Genomic DNA, 25,585 nt, shown 5'->3' on the forward strand with positions numbered 1-25,585 from the left:
CCACCCCTGGTCCACGCACAGCTGTGGCGAAGGTGAAGTATTCGGGGCGCCGTGGTTCCCGCGCAACCGTGCCACGCCGGACGGATGCGCTCGGCGAGCTACCCGATCAGGCCCCGCCCGATTCGGTTCCGGTCGGTCCGACCACTCCCTCGGGCGCCGGCGCGAACGACTCGTTCAGTGCGGCAACGACCTCCGAACGCCGGCCGCCGGCATCCTCGGCGGCCTGCCGGCACGCCCAGATGATGAGCTGGGCGGCTTCGGCGGGCGGTAGCGCGGTCACTGCCTCGGCGAGCTGCAAACTCACCAATGCGCCGTCGCTGTCGACCTCGGCGGTGACCATTCCGTCCTCGGTGCTGAACCGCCCCCGGACCTGTTTGAGCCCGTACAGCGCCGCTTCCAGCGCTTCCAGTTTCCGGGTGGCGCCGGCGACCAGGGCGTCCATTTCCGCGCTCATACATCTCTCCTGGGGCCGAGCGGGAATCCGCTGTGATGGTGTCGCGGGTGCGGGCCGCTCATACCGGCCGCATCCAGCTCGTCGGGCCGGTGTCGGCATCGTCCATCCGGTCCAATTCGTCGACCGCCTGCTGCCGGGTGGGCAGGCCGAGCTGGTCCAGGATGTCGGCCGGCATTCCGTTCTCCGCCAGCAGCTCCCGGCGCTTGGCCTTGGCCGCGATGGTGGAGCGGCGGGTCAGCCGCAGGATCTCGTCGGCGAGAGCCTGCGCGCCGTAACGGTATTCGCTGCGCTCGAATTCGATCGCCACCGGCATGCCCTGGTCGGTGGCGCGTACCGACAGGGTGCCGGCCCGATTGCGGCTGGCCGCGATCGTCACATTCGGCACCTCGGGAAGCTGCTGCTCACTCATAATCTGTCCTCGTCATGATCGGATATCCGTTCCCCGAACGGCTGCTGAGGTTCATTCCGTGGGCCGGTAGAACCCGAGGAATTCCATCCCGCTGTTCTCCGTCCGGACCGAACTGATCTGCACCGGATCGCCGGCTTCGATCAACTGGCCGTTGCCGATCACCATCGCCACATGGCCGTCCCATACCGCGAGATCGCCGGGCATGAGATCGCCCGGCGACACCGGGGTGGCGCCGTTGGCCTGCTCATGGGCCAGCCGGGGCAGCTCCACGCCGGCCTCGCCGTAGGCATATTTGGTCATCCCGCTGCAGTCCAGTCCGGCGCCGGGGGTGTTACCGCCCCAGACATAGGGGGTCCCGAGCGTGCCGAGGGCCGATTTCACCGCGGTGGCGGCCTTCTCGTTCGGCGCCTCCACCACACTGCCGTCCGGCAGGGTGACCTTCACACCCTCGCCCGTGGCGGTACCGGTCGAGGTGGCGGTTTTCTGCGGGGTCCCGGAGCTGGTGGTGGCGCCGCTCGGGCTCGACGACATGGCGGTGCTCATCATCGAACCGGCCATCCCGGCAGCGGTGCTCAGCCCCGACGCCACCGTCGACACGGTCTGCGTGCTCACCGGTGCGGTGCTCGCCGCCGACGGGGTGGGTGGTGGCGGGGTGAGCTCGTTCATCGAGGAGGTCTGGGTCTGCAGTTCGTTCTGCACCCGGCCCACCACACCCAGCGCCTGGCCCAGATGATCGATAGCGGAACCCACCAGCAGCGACATACCCGCCGGAGTGCCCAGGGCGGGCGCGGCCGCGGCGGCGGTGTTCACGAACGACTGCGCGATCGCGGTGAGGTCCTTGTTGCCGGTTTCCACATGGGCCGCGGCCTGGCCCATCACGGTCGCCATCTCGTTGCCGCGATCGGAGATGCTCGCGGCCGAGGTCTGCACGCGCAGCGCCTTGGAGGTCGCGGCGTCCGCGCCGGTACCGTCCCACGCGGTGTTCATCTGATTGATGCCGCCGCGACCCAGCGCGTGCACCTGGTCGATCGCAGTGGACGCGGAACGCAGCGCATCGCCGGGGCCGCCGGTGGCCAGCACGCCGGTGCCGAAACTGGCGAGCAGGTCGAGAATCGGCCTGGCCAGGGTATTGATATCGATCACCGGGTCACTCCCCGGCAGCACCGCGCAGGGCGGCCGCATTGCTGATATCGGCCTCGGCGTAACTCACCGCGGCCACCCCGGCCGCCCCGCTCATCGTGCCCAGCACCGCGGACAGCTGGCCGATCGTCGCCACATGGCCGGCGTGCGCGGCCGCGTACGCCGCGAGGAAATCACCGCCGATCAGCCCGAAGATCGGCCCCAGCACCGTGGGCGCCGCACCCGCGGCCCCGGTCCCCGCCGCCGCGAGTTCGGAGGCCATCACCCCGGCGGTGGCGCCGTAGGCCGCGATGCCCTCGGCATCGGCTGAGATGTTCACCATCAGAGGTTCCCCCATCGACTTCGTTAACGGGCAGAGTATGTCATCTACCGGTTTCGACGCATCGGCTTCCCGCGCGGTTCCGCGGAATTCGATCACCGCGGAAAATCACGGCGCGAAGGCCGCCGCTCCCGATCGACTTTATCGTTCCCTCATGCGCACGCACACGCTGGATCATCCGCTCGTGGCGATACTGCTCACCACACTTCGCGACGAACGCACCCCCGACCCCGCCTTCCGGGCCGCCCTGCGGGACCTGTCCAGACTCCTGGTCTACGAGGCGCTGCGGGACGCGCCCGTGGAACATTTCGACATCACCACGCCGGTCGCGGCCACCCGCGGCGTACGACTTGCCCGGCCGCCGCTGCTGGTACCGGTCCTGCGGGCCGGGCTCGGTATGGTCGACGCCGCCACCGATCTCATTCCCGAATCGCAGGTGGGTTTCGTCGGTGTCGCCCGGAACGAACAGACCCACCGGCCCGTGCCGTATCTGGAATCGCTGCCCGACGATCTGTCGGCCACGCCGGTGATGGTGCTGGACCCGATGCTGGCCACCGGAGGCTCCATGCTGTACACACTGGGGCTGCTCGCCGACCGGGGCGCGCTCGACATCACCGCGGTCTGTGTGGTGGCGGCGCCGGAAGGTATCGCGGCGCTGGCCGGTTCGGGATATCCGGTCCGGCTGGTGACGGGCGTGATCGACGACCGGCTCAACGACGACGCCTATATCGTGCCCGGACTCGGCGACGCGGGGGATCGTCAGTTCGGCCCGCGCTGAACCCGCCTCAGCCGGCCAGCGTGCGGCAATAGTCGCGCAACTCCGAAAGCCGCTCCCGCGCGGTGCCTCCGGCCGCCCGCAACCCGGCCGGGCCGGAAACCGGGTGCACCACCTCCAGATAGCATTTGAGCTTCGGTTCGGTGCCCGAGGGCCGGACGACCAACCGCACACCGTCACCGGTGAATACCAGTGCGTCGGTACGCATCCGGCCCCGCAGCGTTGCCATATCGGTGTAGTCGACCGCGGTCCCGGCCAGCGTTTCCGGCGGTGCGGCCCGCAGCGCCTCGACCACCGCTGCGGCCGCTCGCTGATCGGGCAGCCGCAGCGCGACCTGATCGCCGGCGTGCACGCCGAACTCGACGGCCAGATCGTCGAGTTCGTCGTTCAGCGTGCGGCCGCGGGCACGTAGCCGGGACACCAGGTCGGCGGCCATCACGGCCGCGGAGACCCCGTCCTTGTCGCGGACCGTCGCCGGGTCCACACAGTGCCCGATCGCCTCCTCATACGCGTAGACCAGGCCGTCGCCCGCCCGCGCCAGCCATTTGAAGCCGGTGAGGGTTTCGGCGTAGCGGGCGCCCCGCGCCGGCGCCAGCCGGGAGAGCAGCCGCGACGAGACGATCGTGGTGGCTACCAGTGGATCCGCGGGCGCCGTGCGCAGCACGTCGTCGGCCAGCAGTACCCCCGTTTCGTCCCCGCGCAGCATGCGCCACCCGTCCGGTGTGGGGATGCCCAGCGCGCACCGGTCGGCGTCGGGGTCCAGCGCCACGGCCAGATCGGCGTCCACCCGCTCGGCCAGCCGCAGCAGCAGATCCGCCGCTCCCGGCTCCTCCGGGTTCGGGAAGGCCACCGTGGGGAAATCGGGGTCGGGTGCGAATTGTTCGGTCACCGCGTGGATATCGGTGAAACCGGCGGCGGTGAGCGCGTGCACGGCGGTCGCGCCGCCCACACCGTGCATCGGCGTGAACGCGATCCGGATACCGGCGCGATCCCCGTCGCCGCCGATCAGCCGGGGCAACTGCGCGACCCGCGCCAGATAGTGCGACAGGACCGCACCGCCCGACGCTGCCACGGGCTCACGGCCGATCGGTTCGGTGACCGCGGTGATCCGCTGCTCGATCTCGGTATCGGCGGGCGGTGCCAGCTGGGTGCCGCCGTCGAGGAAGACCTTGTAGCCGTTGTCACCGGGCGGATTGTGCGATGCGGTGATCTGCACACCGGCCACCGCGCCCGATTCGCGTACGGCGAAGGCCGTCACCGGGGTCGGCAGCGATTCGGGCAGCAGGGTCACGGGGAAACCGGCCGCGGCCAGCACCTCGGCGGTGACCGCCGCGAATTCCGCGGACCCGTGCCGGGCGTCGCGGCCCACCACCACGGTCCCGCCGCCGAGGCAGCGGTCCCGCAGCCAGGCCGCGAGCCCGGCGGTGGCCCGCGCCACCGTGGTTTCGTTCATCCCGTCCGGGCCGGGAGCCAGCGGCCCGCGCAGACCCGCCGTGCCGAAGGTCAGCATCTACAGTTGCTCCACCACGCCGCGCAGCAATTTGCCCAGGCGCGGGGCGGCCGCCCGTCCCTCCGCGAGCACTTCCGCGTGGGCCAGCGGCGCCCCCGTGACCCCGGCCGCCAGATTCGTGACCAGGGAGATGCCGAGCAGCCGGACGCCGAGGGCACGCGCCGCGATGGCTTCCAGCACCGTCGACATCCCCACCAGATCGGCGCCGATCGTGGCCAGCATGCGGATCTCGGCGGGCGTTTCGTACTGCGGTCCGGTGAGCCCGGCGTACACGCCCTCGGTCAGGTCCGGGTCGACGCGCCGCGCGAGATCGCGCAACCGTGGGTCCCAGGCGTCGACCAGATCGACGAAGGAGGGCCCGGTCAGCGGCGTCGTCCCGGTGAGATTCAGGTGATCGCGTACCAGCACCGCTTCGCCGACCCGCATCCCCGGGCGGATACCGCCGGCGGCGTTGGTGAGGATCACCGTCTCCGCGCCCGCCGCCACCGCGGTCCGCACCGGATGTACGACCTCCTCGGCGGAATGACCCTCGTACAGGTGCTGGCGCCCCATGAGCACGAGCGCGTGGGTGTCGCCGATCGATACCGAAACCACCCGCCCCACGTGACCTTGCGCGGTGGGCGCGGCGAATCCGGGCAACTCGGGCATCGGTATCTCGGCGTTGGGGGTCCCGAGTTCGGCGGCGGCGTCCTGCCAGCCCGAACCCAGCACCACCGCGACCCGGTGTCGATCCACCGACGACCGGACCGCGATCTCCTCGGCGGCCTCTTCGGCAAGCATGGCGGCCAGTGTATGGCCTCCCGCGCCGCCGGCCCGCCCGAACCGCCCGCGTCGGTGGGGCCTCCGGCCGCCGTCGGCTATACGCTGCACAGATGCCGTACCTGGAACGTGAGGGAAACGTTTTCGTGCTGTCGTTGGGCAACGAGGGCCAGACCGACAGCGAGAACCGATTCAGCCACGAGTGGATAGACGAGACGCACGCGCTGCTGGACACCGTCGCAGCCGTCGAGGGGCCCGCCGCGCTGGTGACGACCGCCACCGGCAAGTTCTTCAGCAACGGACTCGACACCGACTGGCTGTTCGCGAACCTCGACCGCATGCACGGCTACCTCGACCGCGTGCACACTGTGTTCAGCCGGCTTCTCGCGTTTCCCCTGCCCACCGTCGCGGCCGTCAACGGGCACGCTTTCGGCGCCGGTGCCATGCTCGCCACTTCCCACGATTTCCGGGTGATGCGCGCCGATCGAGGATTCTGGTGCCTACCGGAGGTGCATCTGGGGATGCCGTTCACCGTCGGAATGAACGCGCTGCTCGGCACCCGGTTGACCAACCAGGTGGCGGTCTCCGCCATGACCACCGGCCACCGGTTCGGCGCCGCGGAAGCCCTGGCGGCGGGTATCGTGGACGATATCGCCGAGGCCGAGGCGTTGCGCGCCGCCGCGGTGGAGCGGGCTGCCGGACTGGCCGCCAATCGGACGCCCAGCCTGCCCGCCATCAAACGCTCGCTGCACGCCACGGCGCTGGCCGGCCTCGCGGTGCCGACCACTCCGGATAACCTGGCATTCGCCGCGAACTAGCCGCGCGCGAGCCGGACGGGCGGCGACGGGAACGCCCTCGCCCCACCGGATACCCGGGCGCGGCGCGGATGCCGCCGCGCACGGATCCGGCAGCGGTGCGAAACTGGAGGATACGGCCGTTCCCCGGGGGATAGCGGAACCGCCGATATGTACCGCGGCCACGGCCGCGGCCGATACGTGTACGGGCGATCCCGCGCACGTGGCGAAGTGGTTCACAGCTGCTCGTTCTACGACAGGAGGACATTCGGTGAGCACAACCGGCCGTACGGTGCGAGACGGACAGGACGCGGTGACGGCGTGGCTGGCCGAGCACACGGTCGATCTTGTTCAATGGCGCCGGCATATCCACGCCAACCCGGAGTTGTCCCGCACCGAGTTCGCGACCACCGAATTCGTCGGCACCTGGCTGACGAAGGCCGGACTCTCGTTCCGGGTACTGCCCACCGGCACCGGACTGATCTGCGATATCGGTCCCGAGGACGCGCCCCGGATCGCGCTACGCGCCGATATGGACGCCCTGGCGCTCCAGGAGTTCACCGGCCGGCCCTTCGCCTCGACGGTGCCCGGTGTCTCGCATGCCTGCGGCCACGACGCGCACACCAGCATCCTGCTCGGCACCGCGCTCGCGCTGGCCGACCTCGATCTCCCGGTCGGGGTGCGGCTGATCTTCCAGCACGCCGAGGAGGTCATGCCCGGCGGCGCCATCGATATGGTCGCGGCCGGCGCGATGACCGGCGTGGACCGGATCTTCGCCCTGCACTGCGATCCGCGTCTGGAAGCCGGCAAGGTGGGCGTCCGGGTCGGTGCCATCACCTCCGCCGCCGATACCGTCGAACTGGTGCTGGACTCGCCCGGCGGGCACACCTCCCGCCCGCACCTCACCAGCGATCTCGTGTACGCGATCGGCACCGTCATCACCGGTCTGCCCGGCCTGCTCACCCGTCGGATCGACCCGCGCACCAGCACGGTCATGGTGTGGGGCGCCGTCAGCGCCGGCAAGGCCCCGAACGCGATTCCGCAGACGGGCATGCTCACCGGCACCGTCCGCACCGGCGACCACGCCACCTGGTCGCTACTCGAACCGATGGTGCGCGAGATCGTCGACGGCCTGCTCGCGCCCACCGGCGTGCGCTACCAGCTCGACTACCGGCGCGGTGTGCCGCCGGTGGTCAACGACGAACAATCGGTCCGCATGCTCAGCGACGCGGTCCGCGCCATCGGTCCCGACGCCCTCGCCGACACCCCGCAATCCGGGGGTGGCGAGGATTTCTCCTGGTACCTGGAGGAGGTTCCCGGCGCCATGGCCCGGCTCGGCGTCTGGCCCGGCGAAGGCCCTCAGCTCGATCTGCACCAGCCGACATTCGACCTCGATGAACGGGCGCTGCCGGTGGGAGTGCGGACGCTTACCAACATTGTTCTGCAGGCGGGGCAGGAACTGATCTGACGCGCGTTGCCGGTGAGCCGCCGGACGCGGCTCACCGGTTCGGCGCTCGGGTGTGCGGCCCGCTGCGGGGACCAGCATGTTGGTGACCGCGCCCTCAGGTGGGGCGGGTCGGTTCGTGGCGCGCTGTGTTGTCGGGGTGCGGGGTGAACCGCTCCGCGAAGAGGCCGTGGGCTCGGCCGGGGAGCCGGAGGAAGTGGGCTTGCCCGTCAACGGTGCGGGTCTGCCGAGCAGTGGGGGCGTGATGACCGGGGGCCGTACCGCGAAGGTGGGTATGTGGGCTTGCTTGTGAAGGTGCTGTGTCTTTTGGCGTCGCCTTCGGCGCCGCGGGGTTGAGGCCCCCTTGGTCTCGCCGTTTCGGCCTCGAGACTTGCGCCTTCGGCGCGGGCGCTTTCGAGGCCGAAACGGCGAGACGGGCCTCAACCCTTTGAGGTGTCTCGTAAAACTCGACGCATGCGGGTTGCGTGGGCATTCGAGGTCCGGGTTCGCATGCCGACTCGACCGCCCGGTCGGCCTCGCCTCTGATCGCCTTCACCAACAGCAGCGCTTTCTCGGTGCCGAGTCTTACGAGGCCCACAAAGGGTCGAGGCCCGTCCCGCCGTTCAGGCCTCGAAAGCGCCCGCGCGAAGCGCAAGTCTCGAGGCCTGAACGGCGGGACCGAGGGGGCCTCGACCCCGCGCGCCGAAGGCGCGCCAAAAAAACACAGCCTCGACCCCGCGGCGCCGGAGGCGCCGCCAATTCAACTGAAGTTGTTTCCCGGGCCCACGTTCCGGCTGTTACGGGTGCGCAGGGCGTGCACGTACTCCTCCGGGGCACCCGCTTTCTCGGCGGCGTCGGCCATCACGCCTATGTAACGTGCCGACGGGAGTCCGCCTTCGTAGGCGTCGAGGACGTACAGCCAGGCGAGGATCGGGTCGGTGCCGCTGCCGGGGCTGGGGGTCACGCGGAGCCGGATCTTGCGGTGGATTCCGAAATCGGAGCCCTCCCAACGGTCGAGCCGCTGCTCGTCCTCGGGGGAGACGTCGTAGAGCACGACGAAGACCCGGGAGCCGGGTTCTTCCACCACGGTGGCGAGCGGACCTTCCCAGCCGATGTCGTCCCCGCTGAAGGTGAGGCGCCAGCCCTCCAGCCAGCCCGTCCCGGACATGGGGGAGTGCGGACAGCGCTCGAGCATCTGGGTCGAATCCATATTGGACCCGTAGGCAGCGTAGATCGGCACACCGGCAGCTTAGTTGTGTGCTCGCTCTCACCGGTACGGGGCGTCGTAAATCGTGTTCCGCGACGTGCTTCTGGGCCGCAACGGGCAGGTGTGACCAGGCCGGGAGCAGGAGTCGGGCGGGTGAGGGGCCGTGTCCGCGGTCGCCGCGGCGACGCGCGGAATGCCGATGGGGTGCGATCGGCAGCACCTATTAGGCTGGTCCCGGCGAGTGAAGGCCGCGAAGCTGCCGCGCGCCGCGCGCGGGTGATTAGGACAAGGGGAATGTATGACCCGCATTGCGATCATCGGTGGCGGACCGGCAGGTTACGAAGCGGCGCTGGTCGCGGCTCAGCACGGAGCGCAGGTGGTGCTGATCGATTCCGACGGAATCGGCGGGGCATGCGTGCTCTGGGACTGTGTGCCGTCGAAGACCTTCATCGCGTCCACCGGGGTGCGGACCGATCTGCGGCGCGCCCGGAACCTGGGTGTCGCGCTCGACCAGAGCCAGACCGAGGTGCGGCTGCCGGAGGTCAACGAGCGGGTGAAGGCGCTGGCGCTGGCGCAGTCGTCGGATATCCGGTCCAAGTTGCAGGCGGCGGGGGTACGGGTGCTGCCGGGCCGGGGTCGGCTGGCGGGCCCGGGTGCGGGGCGGGCGACCCATCGGGTCGCGGTGTCGTTCCCGGACGGGACCGAGGAGACCGTCGAAGCGGAGGTGGTGCTGATCGCCACCGGTGCCTCGCCGCGGGTACTGCCCGGTGCGGAGCCGGACGGGGAACGGATCCTGAACTGGCGCCAGCTCTACGATCTGACGGAGCTACCCGAGACACTCGTGGTGGTCGGTTCCGGTGTGACCGGCGCCGAATTCGTCTCCGCGTATACGGAAATGGGTGTGCGGGTGGTCCTGGTGTCCAGCCGGGACCGGGTGCTGCCGGGTGAGGACGCGGACGCCGCACTGGTGCTGGAGGACGCCTTCGCCGAACGCGGTGTGGAACTGGTGAAGCACGCCCGCGCCGACAAGGTGGAGCGCACGGGCGATTCGGTGCTGGTCACCCTGGCCGACGGCCGCACGGTGTCGGGAACGCACGCGCTGATGACCGTGGGATCCACGCCGAACACCGGTGGGCTGGGGCTGGAACAGGCCGGTATCGAACTCGACCGCGGCGGATACCTGCGGGTGGATCGGGTCTCGCGGACCGCGGTGCCCGGTGTCTACGCCGCGGGTGACTGCACCGGTCTGCTGCCGCTGGCGTCGGTGGCCGCCATGCAGGGCCGGATCGCCATGTACCACGCGCTGGGTGAGGGCGTCAGCCCGATCCGGCTCAAAACGGTGGCCTCGGCGGTGTTCACCCGCCCGGAGATCGCGACCGTCGGGGTGAGCCAGACCGCCATCGACAACGGGGAGACCCCGGCGCGCACCGTCATGCTGCCGCTGAACACCAACCCGCGGGCGAAGATGTCGGGTCTGCGCCGCGGTTTCGTCAAGATCTTCTGCCGTCCCGCGACGGGTGTGGTCATCGGCGGGGTGGTGGTCGCCCCGATCGCTTCCGAGCTGATCCTGCCGATTGCGCTGGCGGTCCAGAACAACCTGACGGTCAACGACCTGGCGCAGACCTTTTCGGTGTACCCCTCACTCACCGGGTCGGTCATGGAGGCCGCCCGCCAGCTCATGCGCCACGACGACCTGGGCTGAGCTGTGTTTTTGGCGCCGCCTGCGGCGGCGCGGGGTTGAGGCCCCCTTGGTCTCGCCGTTTCGGCCTCGAGACTTGCGCCTTCGGCGCGGGCGCTTTCGAGGCCGAAACGGCGAGACGGGCCTCAACCCTTTGAGGTGTCTCGCAGAACTCGACGCAGGGGGATGCGGCGGGATTCGCTACGGCGCGGCGGTGTTCTTCGGTCCGGCGCTCGGTCGCTGCGTTATGTCGCTCCGGAACCGGGGTGGATCCCGAGTGGGGGATGTCGACAATTCGGGACAGGGGCGCGAATTGGTTCCGGGCCGGAGTTACTGGTCGGGTCACTGCTTTTTCACTCGTATTTCATCCGTGAGTGTTCCTGCCTGTGGTGAGTTTTCGTCACATTGCCGGAACAGCTCGAGTGTGGTTCACTTCCGAGGCAGAGATGCGATCGACGGGCGGTCGTGGTGTTTGGTGCCGGGGGGTTCGTCCTTTCGGACTCGGACAGCGAACGGCCCACTTCGGGTGAACCGCGGGAGTTCGTGTCTCGGATGAGACGGAACTGGGAGCGGACCGCAGGTGGCGCCGCATCCGGGAAAGGGATTGGGCGAAAAGTGAAACATCGTAAGCCGAACCGGGCAGGCCGGGCGGTGGCGAGCACTTCGCTGCCTCTTGCGACTGCCGCGGCCATGGCCATTTTCGCGTCGCCGGCGGGGGCCGTTCCGAGCGACCAGCCGGCCACACCGACCACGCCGGCGCCCGCGCCTTCGCAGCCGGGCACCAACGAGCAGCAGAACGGGCCGGAGACCACGCCGAGTCAGCCCGGTGTGCAGAACGACCAGGAGAAGCCGGAGAGCAGCCCGACTCCGAGCCCGAGCCAGCCCGGTGTCACCACCCCGGAGCAGGGCCAGGATGATCAGGGCCTCACCGGCCCCACCCAGCCCGGCGTCACCACCCCGCGCGTGGCGCCGCTGCCCGTCCCGGGGCAGCCCGCCCCGGCGCAGCCGGCCATTTCGCCGAACACGCCCCAGGGTCAGCAGCCGCAGCCGCCCGCGCAGCCGGGCGACGCGCCCGCCGTGGCGCCGGAGACCGATGGGGAGAATGCGCAGCCCGGTGCTCCGCAGACCGATACCCTGATCGAGCCGGAGAGCCCGCAGTGGCAGGCGCCGAGTCTGGATGAGGCGCCGGTCGCGCCGGTCGTCGAGATGCAGGGTCCGCATATGGAGGTCGGTGCCGCCCTCGATGGTGGTTCGCTGGCTCCGGGACACTTCGCAAACACCCACCACTTCTCCAACCAGTCCGGCTATGTCGGCACCGCCGGCTTCCGTACCCCGACGGGTACCGGCGAGGCCGGTATCTCGGTGGAGTTCGTCGACCAGAACACCATCAATGTCTCGACGTTCACCGGTGGAAACGGTCTCCCGGACAACCGGATCGACCACGTGATCGACACCACCCCGGTGAATACGGCGAAGGCCGCGGTGGAGCACTGGATCGCCCAGCAGCCGGGCGGCGCCGCCGCGCTGGATGCCGCGGCGAAGATCCCGCCGCCGCCGCCGTTGCTGCCGCCGGGCAACTACCCGGAGCAGGCGCTCAACCTCGGTGGCGTCAATACCCAGTGGGGTGGTTCACTCCAGTACTGACACGAGTGAAATCTTGCCGGGTGGGGCGGTCGTGCACGGCCGCCCCACCCGCGTGTCTCGGAAGGGATGGGCTGTGACCGGCGAGGGCGAAGGTAGAGAGCGCGAACCCGAACGGGCGGATTTCGGACCTCCTACCGGGGACTTCGGTCCGCCGGTGTCGGAGTTCGGGCCACCGACGGGCGAGCTACCGATGCCGGGCTGGAAGCCGAATACGCGTCCGGAGGATTCCGGCTTGACCTGGCGCCCGGCCCCCGGTGCCGGTGCGACCGAGCCGCCGCCTGTTCCGCCGCCGCCACCCCAGTACCGCGCACCGGACAGTTCCACTGCGGTCCAGCGACCGGCGCCGACCGAGCCCCGCCCGGTGGCGCGGCCGGCGCCCGACTCGAACGCGGCCACGGTCCGGCACCAGATTTCGCCGGACCCGGCCCAACGCATCCCGCCGGCCCCCGATCCGGATCAGACCACGGCCCGTCACACCGGCCCGGATCTGCGCTGGCCGGGACCCGGTGGGCCGGACCAGTCCGGCGGGTCCGATCCGGCCGCGGGCTCGGCCCGCCCGCGCGCTGGTGGTCTGTCGTGGGACAGCGACCCGATCGCACAGAAACTCACCCCGCAGTCGGTGGCCGGGGCGCTGGCCGCGAAACCGCGCCGCGGTATTCCGGCCGGCCGGATCGTGACGGTGGTCGCGGTGCTGGTGGCGTTGGTCGCGGTGGGGGTGGCGGTCGTCGTGGTGAGCGGCGGTGACGACGAGCCGGCGGGGCCGCCGGTCGCCGATTCCGGTTCCGCGCTGAGCTGTCCGGCGAGTGCGGAGGGTGGAGTGATCGTCGGCGACGGGGTCGGGGACACGACCAGCGGCCCGGGCGCCATCCTCGGTTTCCAGCACCAGTTCTATGTCGAGCGCAGTGGAGTGGGGGCCCGGGAATTCGTGGCGGCGGATTCGCCTGCCATTTCCTCCGCGGAGACGATCCAGTCGGCGATCGATACGCATATCCCGGCGGGTACCGAGCATTGTGTGCGGATCACCGAGCGGGCACCGGCCTCCTTCGATGTGGATCTGACCGAGCTGCGCCCGGACGGTAAGAGGACGGTGTACAAGCAGACGGTGACCACGGTGGACCGGGACGGCAAAACCGTGCTCTGGGTGATCGCGGATCGCCGCTGATCCCAGTATGTGAAATCACAATGTCATATGGTGGTAATTCATGGGATGATCGGGTTTATCAGCAGGTAATTCCCGGAGGCACTCATGTCGCATTACGAACCGCCGCTGGCCGGCAAGCTGGCCGGCCTCACCAGCTCTGCCATTCGTGACCTGCTGAAACTCACCGCCGATCCGAATATCGTCAGCCTGGCCGGTGGCCTGCCCGACGCCGAACTCATGCCCGGCGCGCGTATGGCCGCTGCCGCGGATTCCGCGCTGCGGACCAGTGCCGCGCTGCAGTACACGGAGTCCCCGGGATGGGGCCCGCTGCGCGAGGTCCTGGCCGGCCGGGAATCCGACCGGCTCGGGCGCCGGGTCGATATCGACGAGATCTTCGTGACCCACGGTTCGCAGCAGGCGCTGTCGCTGCTCGCGGAAGTGCTGCTCGACCCGGGCGCGCTGGTGGTGGTGGAGGATCCGGCCTATGTCGGCGCACTGCAGGTGTTCCGGGCGGCGGGTGCCCGGATCGTGGCGGTGCCGCTGGACCACGAGGGCCTGCGGGTGGACCGGCTCGCGGAGTTGCTCGCCGCCGGGGAGCGTCCGGCGCTGGTGCACACCGTGAGCAATTTCCACAATCCCGGCGGCGTGACCATGAGCTCCCGTCGCAGGCAGGCGCTCGCCGCGCTGGCCGAGGAGCACGGGTTCTGGGTGATCGAGGACGATCCGTACGGCGAACTGTGGTTCGATCGGCCCGCGCCCGCGCCTGTCGCCTCGTATTCGAAATCGGTCATCCGGCTGTCCTCGGCGTCGAAGATCATCGCGCCCACGCTGCGGGTGGGCTGGATGGTGGCTCCGCCACGGGTGTGCCGGGCGGTCGAACTGTTGAAACAAGGCGCCGACCTGTGCGGTTCGGCGCTCACCCAGCAGATCGCCGCCGAACTGCTCGCCGACAGCGCCTGGCTCACCGGCCATATCGACACGGTCCGCGCGGTGTACGCCACCCGCGCCACCGCCCTGGTCGACGCGGCCCGCGACCACTTCGGCGACCGGTTGCGCTGTACCGAGGCGTCCGGGGGCATGTTCGTCTGGGCGGAGTTCACCGACGGCACCGATACCGGCGAACTGCTGCCCCGGGCGCTCGAGGCGGGTGTCGCCTTCGTCCCGGGTGGGGCATTCGCGGTGAGCAACCCCTATCCGTCCGCCATGCGGATGTGCTTCACCACCGCCGCGCCGGAGGTACTCACGGAGGCGATGTCACGGCTGGCCCGGGCCACCGGCGACCGGGCACCGGTTCATTCCGCCCAGTTGTAGGTGCGTTCGACCGCCTTGTTCCAGTCGGTCAGACGGGCGTCGCGGTCGGCAGCGGACATACTCGGGTTCCAGGTCTTGTCGGCGGCCCAGTTGGCCCGGATATCGTCGGTGCCCGCCCAATACTCGACCGCCAGCCCCGCCGCGTAGGCGGCACCGAGCGCCGTGGTCTCGTTGACCAGCGGCCGGACTACCGGTAGGTCGAGAATATCGGCCTGGAACTGCATGAGCAGATCGTTGGCGACCATACCGCCGTCCACCTTCAGGGCGGTCGCCTCGAGGTCCAGCGAACGGGCTTCGGCGTCCGCGCGCATGGCGTCCATCACCTCGCGGGTCTGGAAGGCGGTCGATTCCAGGATCGCGCGGGCGAGATGGGCCTTGGTGACGAATCGGGTGAGCCCGGCGATCACCCCGCGGGCATCGGGTCGCCAGCGTGGCGCGAACAGCCCGGAGAACGCCGGGACGATATAGGCGCCACCGTTGTCGTCCACGGTGCGCGCGAGGTCTTCGATCTCCGGTGCCGCGGAGATGATGCCGAGATTGTCGCGGAACCACTGCACCAGGGCGCCGGTGACGGCTATCGACCCCTCCAGCGCGTATACCGGCGGCTGGTCGCCGAGCCGGTAACACACCGTGGTCAGCAGTCCGTGCTCGCTGAATACAGGTGTGGTGCCGGTGTTCAGGAGCATGAAGTTGCCGGTGCCGTAGGTGTTCTTGGCCTCACCCGGCGCCAGGCACGCCTGCCCGAACATCGCGGCCTGCTGGTCGCCGAGGATGCCCGCGACCGGCACGCCCGCCAGCGGTCCCGCGCCGATCTCCGCGTAGACCTCCGAGGAACTCCGGATCTCCGGTAGCACGGCCGGCGGTACCCCGATCTCCGCGCAGATCTGCTCGTCCCAGGTCAAGGTGCGCAGATCCATGAGCAGGGTGCGGGAGGCATTGGTGACATCGGTGAGGTGCCGGCCGGTCAGCTTCCACAGCAGCCAGCTGTCCACGGTGCCGAAGCACAGTTCGCCTGCCTCGGCCCGCTCGCGCGCGCCCGGTACGGTGTCCAGGATCCAGCGCACCTTGGGCCCCGAGAAGTAGGTCGACAGCGGTAGGCCGGTGCGTTCGGCGTAGCGCGCCGCGCCCGTGGAACCGGCGAGTTCGGTACACAACCGATCGGTCCGTGTGTCCTGCCAGACAATCGCGTTGTGTATGGGCCGCCCGGTGTCGCGCTCCCAGACGACAGTGGTCTCGCGCTGGTTGGTGACTCCCACCGCCGCGATATCGCCCGCGGTGATCCCGGCTTCGTCCAATACCGCGCCGAGCACGAATTCGGTATTGCGCCAGAGGGTTTCCGGATCGTGCTCGACCCAGCCCGGCTTCGGGAAGATCTGATCGTGCTCGCGCTGGGCGACCCCCGCGATCTTCCCCTGCCGGTCGAACAGAATGCATCTGCTCGAGGTCGTGCCCTGGTCGATGGCGGCCACATAGCGCATGGCAGGAGGCTAGCGCAATCCGGGCGATCGGTGACGGGTGTCTCCCTGCCGACGTTTGCCGGGGGTTGCCCCGTAGGCTTGGACATCGAACGCGCAAACCCACAGCCGACCCCAGTCGATCGCGTACTCGAGGAGTCGAAAACCGATGATGCGATACCTCCGTCCACGCTTCGGTCTCCGCCGGCCGCATGCCCCTGCTCCGGGGGAGGGCCGCTGATGCTGCAGCCGGGATCGCAGTTCCTCGGGCCCGAGCAGCGCCGTTGCGCATGGGACCGTTTGAACAAAGAACACTTCGATGTGATCGTGGTGGGCGGCGGCGTCGTCGGGGCCGGGATCGCCCTCGACGCCGCGACCCGCGGCCTGAAGGTGGCACTGGTGGAGGCACGGGATCTGGCCTCCGGGACCTCCAGTCGCTCGTCCAAGATGTTCCACGGTGGCCTGCGATATCTGGAACAACTCGAATTCGGCTTGGTACGGGAGGCGTTGAAGGAACGCGAGCTGTCCATGTCGCGTCTGGCGCCGCACCTGGTGAAACCCCTGCGGTTCCTCTATCCGCTCACCCGGCGGGCGTGGGAGCGGCCCTACGTCGCGGCGGGACTGTTCCTCTACGACACCATGGGCGGAGCGAAATCCGTACCGGGGCAGCGGCACCTGTCGCGGCACGGCGCGTTGCGGCTGGCTCCCGGCCTGCGGCGCAATTCGATGATCGGCGGGATCAGCTACTACGACACGGTGGTGGACGACGCCCGGCACACCATGACCGTCGCCCGGACCGCCGCCCACTACGGGGCGGTACTGCGCACCTCCACCCAGGTCGTGGGGTTCCTGCGAGAAGCCGACCGGGTGGTCGGCGTGCAGGTGCGCGACAGTGAGGACGGCACCACCGGTGAGGTGCGCGGCCATGTGGTGATCAACGCGGCCGGGGTGTGGACCGACGAGGTTCAGGCCCTGTCGCAGCAGCGCGGCCGGTTCCATGTGCGGGCGTCCAAGGGCGTGCACATCGTGGTCCCACGCGATCGGATCGTCAGCGACGCCGCGATCATCCTGCGTACCGCCACCTCCGTACTGTTCGTGATTCCGTGGGGCGCGCACTGGATCATCGGCACCACCGATACCGACTGGAATCTCGACCTGGCCCATCCGGCCGCGACCAAGGCCGATATCGACTATCTGCTGGAACGGGTGAACGAGGTGCTGGTCACTCCGCTGACCCATGCGGATATCGACGGTGTGTACGCGGGCCTGCGGCCGCTACTGGCCGGGGAGAGCGACGAGACCTCGAAACTGTCCCGGGAGCACGCCGTCGCGCGGATCGCGCCGGGACTGGTCGCCATCGCCGGCGGCAAGTACACGACCTACCGGGTGATGGCCTACGACGCGGTGGACGAGGCCGCCCAGGACATCCCCGCCCGGGTTTCGCCCTCGATCACCGAGAAAGTGCCCCTGCTCGGCGCCGACGGCTACTTCGCGCTGGTCAACCAGACCGTGCAGCTGGCGGAGGACTACGGCGTGCACCCGTACCGGATGAAACATCTGCTGGACCGTTACGGGTCGCTCGTCGACGAGGTCGTGGCCATGGCCGCCGACCGCCCGGACCTGTTGCAGCCGATCGCCGCGGCACCCTCCTATCTGCGGGTGGAAGCGGTGTACGCCGCCGCCGCCGAAGGTGCGCTGCACCTCGACGATGTGCTCGCCCGGCGCACCCGGATCTCCATCGAGTACCCGCATCGCGGTGCCGAGTGCGCCGAAGAGGTCGCCGGGCTCATCGCCCCGGTGCTCGGCTGGAGCGCCGCGGAGACCGACCGCGAGGTCCGCACCTACCTGGCCCGGGTGGATGCCGAGGTCAGGTCGCAGACCCAGCCCGACGATGCCTCCGCCGACGCGCTGCGGATCGCCGCGCCCGAACCCCGGCCGGAAATCCTGGAGCCCGTGCCCACCGAGAGCTGAATCGTCCTACGCCGCCCCGGTCCGCCGCTCAATGGGAGGCCGGGTAGTGGTCCGGGGTCGGGGTGGCCGCCGGCCCGAGCGGTACGGGGGCCGGCGCCTGCGGCGTCGCGGCGGGATGCAGCAGGAAGTAGCAGAACAGCACGGTGGCCACGACGGCCAGCACCGCGGAGAGCAGTTTGCCGGTGACGGCGGCCAGTTGGACGGTTCGGGTGTTCATGGGACCTGCTTCCGGTGCGGTACCCGTGTGTCGTCGGAAAGCGGCCGATCATTACTGCACTCATGGCGGCCGTCACAGCGGGGTCGGCGGCCGGTATGGGCCAGCGTACGTGCTCACACGGGCGGGACCTGGCATTTCGGGCAGTAGTAGATACCGCGTTCCCGATAACTCACCCGATCGTCGCGTGGCATCTTCTCGCCCAGCATGTCGACCCGCAGCGAGGTCCCGCATCGCCGGCAGGGGCGGTGGGCCAGGCCGTAGACCAGCGGCCGCCACGGCGGTCCGTGCGCGGCCCGGTACATCACCCGCTGCGCCTCGTTCACCAGCGCCGGTAGATCCTCCACCTCACCTACCGGGAGAGCCGGATGGACCCGGCGCAGATAGCAGATCTCGCTGCGATAGATATTGCCGATTCCGGCCAGATTGCGCTGATCGAGCAGCGCGACCCCGATCGGGACCTCGGGCGCCCGGGTGAGTCGGTCCAATGCCTCGGTGGGATCCCAGTCGGGACCGAGCAGATCCGGCCCCAGATGATCGATCGCGGTGTGCTCGTCCCGGCGGCGCAGCACCTCCACCAGGCCGAGATCGAAACCCACGGCCTCGGCCTCCGCGGTGCCGAGCACGACCCGCGCCGCGACCCGTGGTTTGGTCCAGCGCTGCCCGCAGTGGAAGACCCGCCAGCTGCCCTCCATCTTCAGATGGGTGTGCACACTGACCGTCTCGGTGCGGATGAACAGATGCTTCCCGTAGCTGCCCACGCTCTCCACGACCTGGCCGCGCAGATCGACGGTCGCATATCGGGGCACGCGGAAATCGCTGCGGGTCAGCGTCCGGCCGTCGAGTGCGGCGCGCAGCCGCCTCGCCGCGCGGAAAACGGCATCACCCTCGGGCATGTGTGCCAGTATCCACCGGCGTTGCCTCCGGCGCGGCGGGGCTGGGGCGGTCTTCATGAACCCGCCCGCAGCAGGCCATATCGAATACCACATCACCGTAAGTGCTCAATGGTCGCCGATCTGTGGGCGGTCGACCGGACATCCCACGGGGGTTCTCGATGGTCCCCGATCACGGGCGGCCGACCGCACGCCGAAGGCGCAGGCCCTGCGGGGTGGCGGCGAAGCCTGCTCGGGTGAGGAACTCGGCGAAGGTGTTGCCGTGGACCGATTCGCCGTCGACCCGGTCGATGACCAGCGAGTCGGCCCGCCCGGTCCGGACGAGATCGGCCAGCGCGCCCGCTGCCGCCTGCCGGGCCGCGGGATCCTCGGTGCAGGTGAGCAGTGTCTTTCCGCCGCGTTCCAGATAGAGGACCAGTTCGCCGTCGACCAAGACGACCAGCGCGCCCGCCTTGCGGCCCGGCCGATGCCCGGCCCCGCCCTCGGTTTTCGGCCAGGGCAGGGCGGCGCCGTAGGGGTTGGCCGGATCGCAGGCCGCGAGGGCCAGTGCGGCCCCCGCGGGCCGGCGGTCGCCGTCGAACGAGCGCAGGCGGTCCACCACGTCGGTGGTGGAGAACTGGGCGCCGCCCAGGGTGTCGACGAAGTATCCGCGGCGGCAGCGGCCGCGATCCTCGAATTCGCTGAGTACGCGGTACACCAGCGCGAAACCGCCGGGCACGCCCTCGCTCTGCACCGAACCCTTGGTGAGCACGCCGTAGCGTTCCAGCAGCAGGTCGGCGGTGGCGTGCGCGCGGACGGTGTTGTCGGTCACGCGCTCGGGTAGCAGCGACCAGCGCCCCGACACGGTCGGCGGACCCGACCGGCTCGGCATCGCCGGCCGGGGCAGGTAGGTGCGGCCACGGGGTGCGCGCCGCGGAGTGCGGTGCGCGGTCGGGGTCCGGGTGGTGCCGGAGAGCCGGGCACGCACCGGGGCGAACGTATCGCCGGAGAGCAGGCCCGCCCACACCAGGTCCCACAGGGCGGCCGCGACGGCGGCGTCGTCGAGCAGGCCCGTCGCATCCGAGAGCTGGCGGAAGAAATACGCACCACCACTGTGCGGCGTCGAGGCCGCGGCACCGGCATCGGCCCGTTGCTCCGCCGGCGCGGTGAGCGCTGGCCCGGCGCCGAGCGCGGTGAGCAGTGCCAGATGGGTCTCGGTGAACTCCGGTTCGTCGGCCGGCGGCAGAGTGAGCGGGGCCTGATCGGCCGGATGCAGGGCGATCCAGCCGTCCTTGGCATTGATCGCGCCGTGGCCGGACCAGCGCACCTCACCGGTGGCCATGAGTTCATCGAGGAAGGCGGGGGTGTAATCGCGCACCCGCGCCGGGAACACCAGCGATTCCCACGCCGACGCCGGTACCGGGACACCGGCGAGCTGCTCCACCACCGTCGCCACACCGTCGATACCGCGCAACTCACCGGTCCCGATATGCTGCCAATCGGGCAGGAACCGGCCGAAGGTGCCGGTGGACACCGGTTCGACCTCGTGCCGGGCGGCGGCGAGGCTGCGCCGGCGCAGCCGTCGCAGCACCTGGGCGTCGCACCACTCCGAACCGCCGGCGCCGGGGGTGAACTCGCCCTCCACCACGCGCTTCTCCAGGCCGAGCCGGTGCAGCGCCGCCGCCGCGACGGCGGTGCCCAGACCGAACCGGTGCGCGACCGACTCGGTGCCGAACGGCCCGTGCGTACGGGCGTAGCGGGCCACCAGATCGCCGAGCGGATCGGGTACCGGTTCGATGAAGGCGGCCGGGGTGCCGATCGGCAGGGGCACCCCGAGCGCATCGCGTAGGCGGGACGCGTCCTCGACGGCGGTCCACCATGTCTGTCCCGCGTAGGAGACCTCGAGTGCGCGCCGGGCGGCGGCGAGTTCGGTGAACCAGTCCGTGGGATCCTCACGGCATCGATCCCGTGCCTCGGCGGGAGTCAGCGGGCCGAGCAACCGCAGGAGATCGGCCAGGGCCTCCATATCCCGTGCGTGGCGTTCCGGTGTGCGGCGCTGCAGCTCCAGTTCGACCTGGTCGATGACCGCGCTGTCCAGCAGCTCCCGCAACTCCACCCGGCCGAGCAGTTCGGCGAGCAGGGCGGAGTCCAGCGACAGGGCCGCGGCACGCCGTTCGGCCAGCGGACTGTCGCCGTCGTACATGAACTGGCCGATGTAGTCGAACAGCAGTGCGTTGGCGAACGGAGACGGGGTGGCCGTCTCCACCTCGACCAGCCGCACCTGGCGACGCGCCACCGCGGTGAGCAACTCGCGTAGCGCGGGCAGATCGTAGACATCGCGCAGGCATTCGCGCACCGTCTCGAGCAGGATCGGGAAGTCCGGGAACTTCCGCGCCACATCGAGTAATTGGGCCGATCGCTGCCGCTGCTGCCACAGCGGCGCGCGCCGCCCGGGATCGCGGCGCGGTAGCAGCAGCGCCCGCGCCGCGCACTCCCGGAAACGGGACGCGAACAGGGCCGATCCGCCGACCTGCTCGGTGACCAGGTCGTCGATCTCGTCGGGTTCGAAGACGAACAGTTCCGCGCCCGGCGGCTCGTCGGTGGTATCGGGCAGCCGCACCACGATGCCGTCGTCGGAGGCGTTCGGGGCGGCATCGACGCCGAAGCGTTCGCGCAGGCGGGCGCCCACGGCCAGGGCCCAGGCGGCGTGTACCGGCATCCCGTAGGGCGAGTGCAGGACCAGCCGCCAGTCGCCGAGTTCGTCGCGGAAACGTTCGACCACCATGGTGCGATCGGTGGGCAACCGCCCGGTCGCGTTTCGCTGATCCTCCAGCAGCGCACGCAGATTCGCGGTCGCGTTCTCGTCCAGGCCGGCGGCGGTGGTCTGCTCGGTGAGGGTGTCGGAAGCGGACTGCGCACCGGCGCGGCGGACGAATTCGCCCAGCGCGGCGCCCAGTTCGGCCGGGCGGCCGAGCGAATCGCCGTGCCAGAACGGCAAGCGCCCGGGCCGGCCGAAGGCGGGGGTCACCAGGACGCGGTCGTAGGTGATGTCCTCGATCCGCCAGCTGGTGGCGCCGAGAGCGAAGACATCGCCGACGCGTGACTCGTAGACCATCTCCTCGTCGAGTTCGCCCACCCGGGAGGCCTTCTCGCCGACCATGTACACCGCGAACATGCCGCGGTCGGGGATCGCGCCACCCGAGGTCACCGCCAGCCGCTGGGCGCCGGGCCGGCCGGTGAGGGTGCCGGCGTCGCGGTCCCAGACCAGGCGCGGCCGGAGTTCGGCGAACTCGTCGGAGGGATAGCGCCCGGCCAGCAGATCCAGGACCGCTTCGTAGGAGGAGCGGGGGAGCGCGGCATAGCTGCCGGTGCCGCGCACGGTGTCGAACCAGGCGTCGACGTCCAGCGGTTCCAGGGCGCAGGCCGCGACGGTCTGCTGGGCGAGGATGTCCAGGGGATGCGCGGGGATCTTCAGCGCCTCGATCTGCCCGGCCAGCATCCGCTGCGCGGCCACCGCGCAGTGCACCACATCGGTGCGGTGCTTGGGAAAGAGCACGCCGCGCGATATCTCGCCCACCTGGTGGCCGGCCCGCCCGATGCGCTGCAGCCCGCTCGCCACCGAGGGCGGCGCCTCGACCTGGACCACCAGGTCCACCGCGCCCATATCAATACCGAGTTCGAGACTGCTGGTGGCCACCACACAGCGCAACCGGCCGCTCTTGAGATCATCCTCGATGAGGGCCCGCTGTTCCTTGCTCACCGAACCGTGGTGGGCGCGGGCCAGTAGCGGTTCGGCGCCGTGGTTGACCTCGGTGGACGGGCCGAGCTGGGCGGGCGGGGCGTGGGCGGTGTCGACGGATTCGCCCAGCCGGCCGGCGTAGGCCTCGTTCAACCGGGCGGTCAGCCGTTCGGCCAGCCGGCGCGAATTGGCGAACACGATCGAGGAACGATGTTCGAGCACGAGTTCGACGATCGCCTCGTCCACATGCGGCCACAGCGATCCCGGCTGATCCGAATCGCCCGGTTCGGTCATATCCGGGACCGGGACCCGCACCGACAGGTCGAACGTCTTCGGGGCCGGTGGGGAGACGATGGTGATCGGCGCAGACCCCACCAGGAAGCGGCCCACCTCCTCCGGTGGCCGGACGGTCGCGGACAGGCCGATCCGCTGCGCGGGCCGTTCGGTGAGGGTGTCCAGCCGGGCCAGCGACAGCGCCAGGTGCGACCCCCGCTTCGAACCGGCGATGGCGTGCACCTCGTCCACGATGACCGTGCGCACGCCGCGGAGGGTCTCGCGGGCCGCGGAGGTGAGCATCAGGAACAACGATTCCGGGGTGGTGATGAGGATATCGGGGGGCGTGCGCTGCAGGCGGCGGCGCTCCTGGGCGGTGGTGTCGCCGGAACGGACGCCGACACTGATCTCCGGCGCCGGCAGGCCGAGACGGCGGGCCGTCTGGCGCACTCCGACCAGCGGCGCGCGCAGATTCCGCTCCACATCCACGGCCAGGGCCTTGAGCGGGGAGATGTAGAGCACCGAGGTCCCCGAATCCGGTGGATCGCCCGCGGCCAGCCGGTCGATGGCCCACAGGAACGCCGACAGGGTCTTACCGGACCCTGTCGGCGCGATCACCAGGGTGTGCTCACCGGCCGCGATCGCCTGCCACGCGCCCAGCTGGGCGGCCGTCGGCGCGGGGAACGCACCGTCGAACCACTGCTGGGTGGCGGCGGAGAACTCGGTCACGGGATCCAGTGTGCACCGGAGCACCGACACGCGGACGGACGCGACCCGGCCGGCGCGGGCCGGCCGGGCCGCGCCGGCCGGTCAGGCGGAGGCTCCGTCGACCATTTCGGGGCCGGTGATTCCAGGGTCGGTGAATTCTGTCTCGGCGAGGTCGGGAGAGAGCAGGTCGGGGGTCCGGTTCTCGCCGGCGAGTCCGGCCAGCCTGATCAGGTCTTCGGTGGTCACTCCGCCGACCCGCCGGAACTCCCGGCTGAGTCGGCGGCGGAGGAATTCGGTACGGGATATACCCAGGCCGTTGGCTTGCCGGTCGATCTCGTCGATGACCGCACCGGGCACGGCGCGGATGAGTATGTCTGTCATTCCTCGATCACCTCCTGCTGGCAGCGGGGCACGATGGACCGGGAGCCGTACTTCGAGCCGGCTACCGGTGACAGTCCGGCGTTTCTATGCTTCGACGGTGCCTGGTGTTCGAAAACTCGATCTGATCTCCCACGGTGTCACCGAGGCGTCACGGGCGGCGCGTTTCCCGGCCGATGAACCGCTCACCCCGGCGGGGCGGGCGGCGCTGGCGGACCGGGCGGTCGAACCACCGGCAGGCGCACGGATAGTCGCGGGCCCGGAGCGGCGGACCAGAGAGACTGCCCGGCTATTGGGCTTGGATGCCGCACCACTATCGAGATTACGCGATCTCGACGCGGGCGCCTGGCGTGGCACGGAACCGGCATCGCTGCCGCCGGAAGAAGTGGGCCGCTGGCTCACCGAGCCCGGCTACCGCGGCCACGGTGGAGAGTCCGTTCTGGATCTGCTGGACCGGGTCCGCGCCTGGCTCGGCGAACCGGCCGGCGACGAGGCGCCGCATACCATCGCGGTGACGCATCCGGCGGTGATCCGGGCCGTTCTGGTCGTGGCCCTGGCGGCCGCGCCGGAATCGTTCTGGCGTTTCGATGTGGCGCCGGGTGCCCGGGTCCGGCTGCACCACCGGACCGCGTGGACGCTGCGGCTCAACTGATCGCCCCGGCCTACCGGGTGTCCAGCGCGACCGTGGTGCCGAACGAGAGCGGGAAATCGCGGAAGGTCATACTCGCGGGCACCGACCCGGTGGGCAGCCCGTAGACCAGATGAGTGCCCAGCGACTCACCCGGTTGCAGGGTGCGCGGCGCGGCCGCGGCGGCCGCGCGCTGCGCGGTGGCGGTCACATCGGGGGCGAACTTCGCGCCCGCCGTATCGTGGAGTTCCTGCCCGAGCGGCAGGTAGGTCTTCGGTTGGTCCGCGATATTGCGCACGGTGAAGCTGACCACCACGAACGTCCCCTCGGCGCGTTCGATACCGACCGCGCTCACCCCGGATTCCACATTGCGCACCGCGAATTCGAAATTGCCGTCCCGGACCGGGACGCCGGGGTCGGCGATATGCCCCGCCGCCGGCGCGTCGCCGCCGCTGAAGAACCGGATCGACCCGGCGCCGCCGATCAGGGCGGCCACACAGCCGCCGATCAGCACCAGCGGCACGACCACGAGCACGATCGGCCACAGCAACAGCCGGCGCATGCGGCTTTTGCGGCGCCGCGGCGGTTTCGCCCGGGTACGCGACGCGCGGCGGCCGGGCGGGGGCCCCGGATAGTGGGGCGCGGGACGGTTCGGCGCGACCGCCGGGCCGGAATTGCCCCGGGCATACTGCGGCCCGCCGGTCTGCGCCGGACCGCTTCCGTGCCCGGGCCTGGTCGCCGGCCGCGTGTACGCCCGGGTCGG

General features: G+C 70.3%; 22 protein-coding genes. 9 read left to right on the forward strand and 13 right to left on the reverse strand.

From position 1 onward, the window contains the following. Positions 1-106: 106 nt before the first annotated feature. From ON38_RS04755 to ON38_RS04770, 4 genes are read right to left on the reverse strand one after another with little or no spacing between them, the layout of a single operon-like run. Positions 107-454: a YbaB/EbfC family nucleoid-associated protein gene (locus tag ON38_RS04755; RefSeq protein WP_051164377.1), complete on the reverse strand. Its 348-nt coding sequence runs from the start codon at positions 452-454 to the stop codon at positions 107-109. A 58-nt stretch (positions 455-512) separates the two neighbouring features. Then, the gene (locus ON38_RS04760; RefSeq protein ID WP_051164378.1) at positions 513-863 is read right to left on the reverse strand and encodes a hypothetical protein; all 351 of its coding nucleotides are present in this window, start codon (positions 861-863) and stop codon (positions 513-515) included. Positions 864-914: 51 nt separating this feature from the next. Then, positions 915-2,006, reverse strand: coding sequence for a C40 family peptidase (locus tag ON38_RS04765; RefSeq protein ID WP_039822697.1), 1,092 nt, complete (start codon positions 2,004-2,006; stop codon positions 915-917). A 4-nt stretch (positions 2,007-2,010) separates the two neighbouring features. Next, positions 2,011-2,325 carry a type VII secretion target gene (locus tag ON38_RS04770; RefSeq protein WP_039822698.1) on the reverse strand — a complete coding sequence of 105 codons (315 nt, stop codon included), beginning with the start codon at positions 2,323-2,325 and terminating at the stop codon, positions 2,011-2,013. A gap of 151 nt (positions 2,326-2,476) precedes the next feature. Between ON38_RS04770 and upp the strand changes: the two genes are divergently transcribed. Next, entirely contained in the window at positions 2,477-3,100 is a 624-nt protein-coding gene (upp, locus tag ON38_RS04775; protein ID WP_039822699.1) for a uracil phosphoribosyltransferase, read from the forward strand. A gap of 7 nt (positions 3,101-3,107) precedes the next feature. On the opposite strand, the gene ON38_RS04780 is transcribed toward upp, so the two are convergent. Both ON38_RS04780 and ON38_RS37380 read right to left on the reverse strand, forming a co-directional pair. After that, positions 3,108-4,607, reverse strand: a complete 1,500-nt coding sequence (locus tag ON38_RS04780) for a phospho-sugar mutase (RefSeq protein ID WP_039822667.1) — start codon at positions 4,605-4,607, stop codon at positions 3,108-3,110. Further along, positions 4,608-5,387, reverse strand: coding sequence for a purine-nucleoside phosphorylase (locus tag ON38_RS37380; protein WP_039822668.1), 780 nt, complete (start codon positions 5,385-5,387; stop codon positions 4,608-4,610). It abuts the gene before it with no gap. A gap of 92 nt (positions 5,388-5,479) precedes the next feature. Between ON38_RS37380 and ON38_RS04790 the strand changes: the two genes are divergently transcribed. Beyond that, positions 5,480-6,184 (forward strand): enoyl-CoA hydratase-related protein, encoded by a 705-nt coding sequence (locus tag ON38_RS04790; protein ID WP_039822669.1) that lies wholly within the window; start codon positions 5,480-5,482, stop codon positions 6,182-6,184. Positions 6,185-6,473: 289 nt separating this feature from the next. After that, complete coding sequence (locus ON38_RS04795; RefSeq protein WP_085995343.1) at positions 6,474-7,628, forward strand: M20 family metallopeptidase; 1,155 nt, start codon at positions 6,474-6,476, stop codon at positions 7,626-7,628. A gap of 736 nt (positions 7,629-8,364) precedes the next feature. Here ON38_RS04795 and ON38_RS04800 read toward each other — a convergent pair. Next, a complete protein-coding gene (locus ON38_RS04800; RefSeq protein ID WP_039822672.1) occupies positions 8,365-8,844 on the reverse strand; it encodes a gamma-glutamylcyclotransferase family protein in 480 nt (159 codons plus the stop codon). A gap of 265 nt (positions 8,845-9,109) precedes the next feature. Between ON38_RS04800 and ON38_RS04805 the strand changes: the two genes are divergently transcribed. The 4 genes from ON38_RS04805 (at position 9,110) to ON38_RS04820 (ending at position 14,585) form a co-directional block, all read left to right on the forward strand. Then, complete coding sequence (locus tag ON38_RS04805) at positions 9,110-10,513, forward strand: NAD(P)H-quinone dehydrogenase (protein WP_039822674.1); 1,404 nt, start codon at positions 9,110-9,112, stop codon at positions 10,511-10,513. Positions 10,514-11,179: 666 nt separating this feature from the next. After that, a complete protein-coding gene (locus tag ON38_RS04810; protein WP_039822676.1) occupies positions 11,180-12,133 on the forward strand; it encodes a hypothetical protein in 954 nt (317 codons plus the stop codon). Between the two features lie 232 nt (positions 12,134-12,365). Further along, the gene (locus tag ON38_RS04815) at positions 12,366-13,295 is read left to right on the forward strand and encodes a DUF8176 domain-containing protein (RefSeq protein ID WP_245563914.1); all 930 of its coding nucleotides are present in this window, start codon (positions 12,366-12,368) and stop codon (positions 13,293-13,295) included. 84 nt (positions 13,296-13,379) lie between these two features. After that, the gene (locus tag ON38_RS04820; protein ID WP_039822678.1) at positions 13,380-14,585 is read left to right on the forward strand and encodes an aminotransferase-like domain-containing protein; all 1,206 of its coding nucleotides are present in this window, start codon (positions 13,380-13,382) and stop codon (positions 14,583-14,585) included. Here the strand turns inward: ON38_RS04820 and glpK are convergent. Then, positions 14,567-16,063 carry a glycerol kinase GlpK gene (gene glpK, locus ON38_RS04825; protein WP_039822680.1) on the reverse strand — a complete coding sequence of 499 codons (1,497 nt, stop codon included), beginning with the start codon at positions 16,061-16,063 and terminating at the stop codon, positions 14,567-14,569. The two genes, ON38_RS04820 and glpK, sit on opposite strands and share 19 nt — an antisense overlap. Positions 16,064-16,279: 216 nt before the next feature. Between glpK and glpD the strand changes: the two genes are divergently transcribed. Next, entirely contained in the window at positions 16,280-18,010 is a 1,731-nt protein-coding gene (glpD, locus tag ON38_RS04830) for a glycerol-3-phosphate dehydrogenase (RefSeq protein ID WP_039822682.1), read from the forward strand. Between the two features lie 28 nt (positions 18,011-18,038). On the opposite strand, the gene ON38_RS04835 is transcribed toward glpD, so the two are convergent. The 4 genes from ON38_RS04835 to vapB all read right to left on the reverse strand — a co-directional run bounded on the left by ON38_RS04835 (position 18,039) and on the right by vapB (position 24,197). After that, positions 18,039-18,227, reverse strand: a complete 189-nt coding sequence (locus ON38_RS04835) for a hypothetical protein (RefSeq protein WP_039822684.1) — start codon at positions 18,225-18,227, stop codon at positions 18,039-18,041. Positions 18,228-18,340: 113 nt separating this feature from the next. Then, positions 18,341-19,120: a DNA-formamidopyrimidine glycosylase family protein gene (locus tag ON38_RS04840; RefSeq protein ID WP_039822685.1), complete on the reverse strand. Its 780-nt coding sequence runs from the start codon at positions 19,118-19,120 to the stop codon at positions 18,341-18,343. Between the two features lie 169 nt (positions 19,121-19,289). Beyond that, a complete protein-coding gene (locus ON38_RS04845; protein ID WP_174372390.1) occupies positions 19,290-23,837 on the reverse strand; it encodes an ATP-dependent helicase in 4,548 nt (1,515 codons plus the stop codon). An 81-nt stretch (positions 23,838-23,918) separates the two neighbouring features. Further along, the gene (gene vapB, locus ON38_RS36780; RefSeq protein ID WP_051164382.1) at positions 23,919-24,197 is read right to left on the reverse strand and encodes a type II toxin-antitoxin system VapB family antitoxin; all 279 of its coding nucleotides are present in this window, start codon (positions 24,195-24,197) and stop codon (positions 23,919-23,921) included. 97 nt (positions 24,198-24,294) lie between these two features. Here vapB and ON38_RS04855 point away from each other — a divergent pair, with 97 nt between their 5' ends. Further along, on the forward strand, positions 24,295-24,846 hold the full coding sequence (locus ON38_RS04855) for a histidine phosphatase family protein (protein WP_039822686.1): 552 nt from the start codon (positions 24,295-24,297) through the stop codon (positions 24,844-24,846). Between the two features lie 10 nt (positions 24,847-24,856). Here the strand turns inward: ON38_RS04855 and ON38_RS04860 are convergent. Further along, positions 24,857-25,585 (reverse strand): DUF4352 domain-containing protein (locus ON38_RS04860; RefSeq protein ID WP_218000735.1); only part of this gene is annotated, 729 nt, incomplete at its 5' end.

The sequence above is a fragment of the Nocardia testacea NBRC 100365 genome, from assembly GCF_000308775.1.
Classification (GTDB): Bacteria; Actinomycetota; Actinomycetes; order Mycobacteriales; family Mycobacteriaceae; genus Nocardia; species Nocardia testacea.

Bases quoted from the DNA above. Each gene is read 5' to 3' on its own strand.
- glpK (WP_039822680.1), bottom strand. From the start codon at position 16,063: ATGCGCTATGTGGCCGCCATCGACCAGGGCACGACCTCGAGCAGATGC.
- ON38_RS04760 (WP_051164378.1), bottom strand. From the start codon at position 863: ATGAGTGAGCAGCAGCTTCCCGAGGTGCCGAATGTGACGATCGCGGCC.
- glpD (WP_039822682.1), top strand. From the start codon at position 16,280: ATGCTGCAGCCGGGATCGCAGTTCCTCGGGCCCGAGCAGCGCCGTTGC.
- ON38_RS04835 (WP_039822684.1), bottom strand. From the start codon at position 18,227: ATGAACACCCGAACCGTCCAACTGGCCGCCGTCACCGGCAAACTGCTC.
- ON38_RS04780 (WP_039822667.1), bottom strand. From the start codon at position 4,607: ATGCTGACCTTCGGCACGGCGGGTCTGCGCGGGCCGCTGGCTCCCGGC.
- ON38_RS04755 (WP_051164377.1), bottom strand. From the start codon at position 454: ATGAGCGCGGAAATGGACGCCCTGGTCGCCGGCGCCACCCGGAAACTG.
- ON38_RS04820 (WP_039822678.1), top strand. From the start codon at position 13,380: ATGTCGCATTACGAACCGCCGCTGGCCGGCAAGCTGGCCGGCCTCACC.
- ON38_RS04790 (WP_039822669.1), top strand. From the start codon at position 5,480: ATGCCGTACCTGGAACGTGAGGGAAACGTTTTCGTGCTGTCGTTGGGC.
- ON38_RS04770 (WP_039822698.1), bottom strand. From the start codon at position 2,325: ATGGTGAACATCTCAGCCGATGCCGAGGGCATCGCGGCCTACGGCGCC.
- upp (WP_039822699.1), top strand. From the start codon at position 2,477: ATGCGCACGCACACGCTGGATCATCCGCTCGTGGCGATACTGCTCACC.
- vapB (WP_051164382.1), bottom strand. From the start codon at position 24,197: ATGACAGACATACTCATCCGCGCCGTGCCCGGTGCGGTCATCGACGAG.
- ON38_RS04805 (WP_039822674.1), top strand. From the start codon at position 9,110: ATGACCCGCATTGCGATCATCGGTGGCGGACCGGCAGGTTACGAAGCG.
- ON38_RS04810 (WP_039822676.1), top strand. From the start codon at position 11,180: ATGGCCATTTTCGCGTCGCCGGCGGGGGCCGTTCCGAGCGACCAGCCG.
- ON38_RS04840 (WP_039822685.1), bottom strand. From the start codon at position 19,120: ATGCCCGAGGGTGATGCCGTTTTCCGCGCGGCGAGGCGGCTGCGCGCC.
- ON38_RS37380 (WP_039822668.1), bottom strand. From the start codon at position 5,387: ATGCTTGCCGAAGAGGCCGCCGAGGAGATCGCGGTCCGGTCGTCGGTG.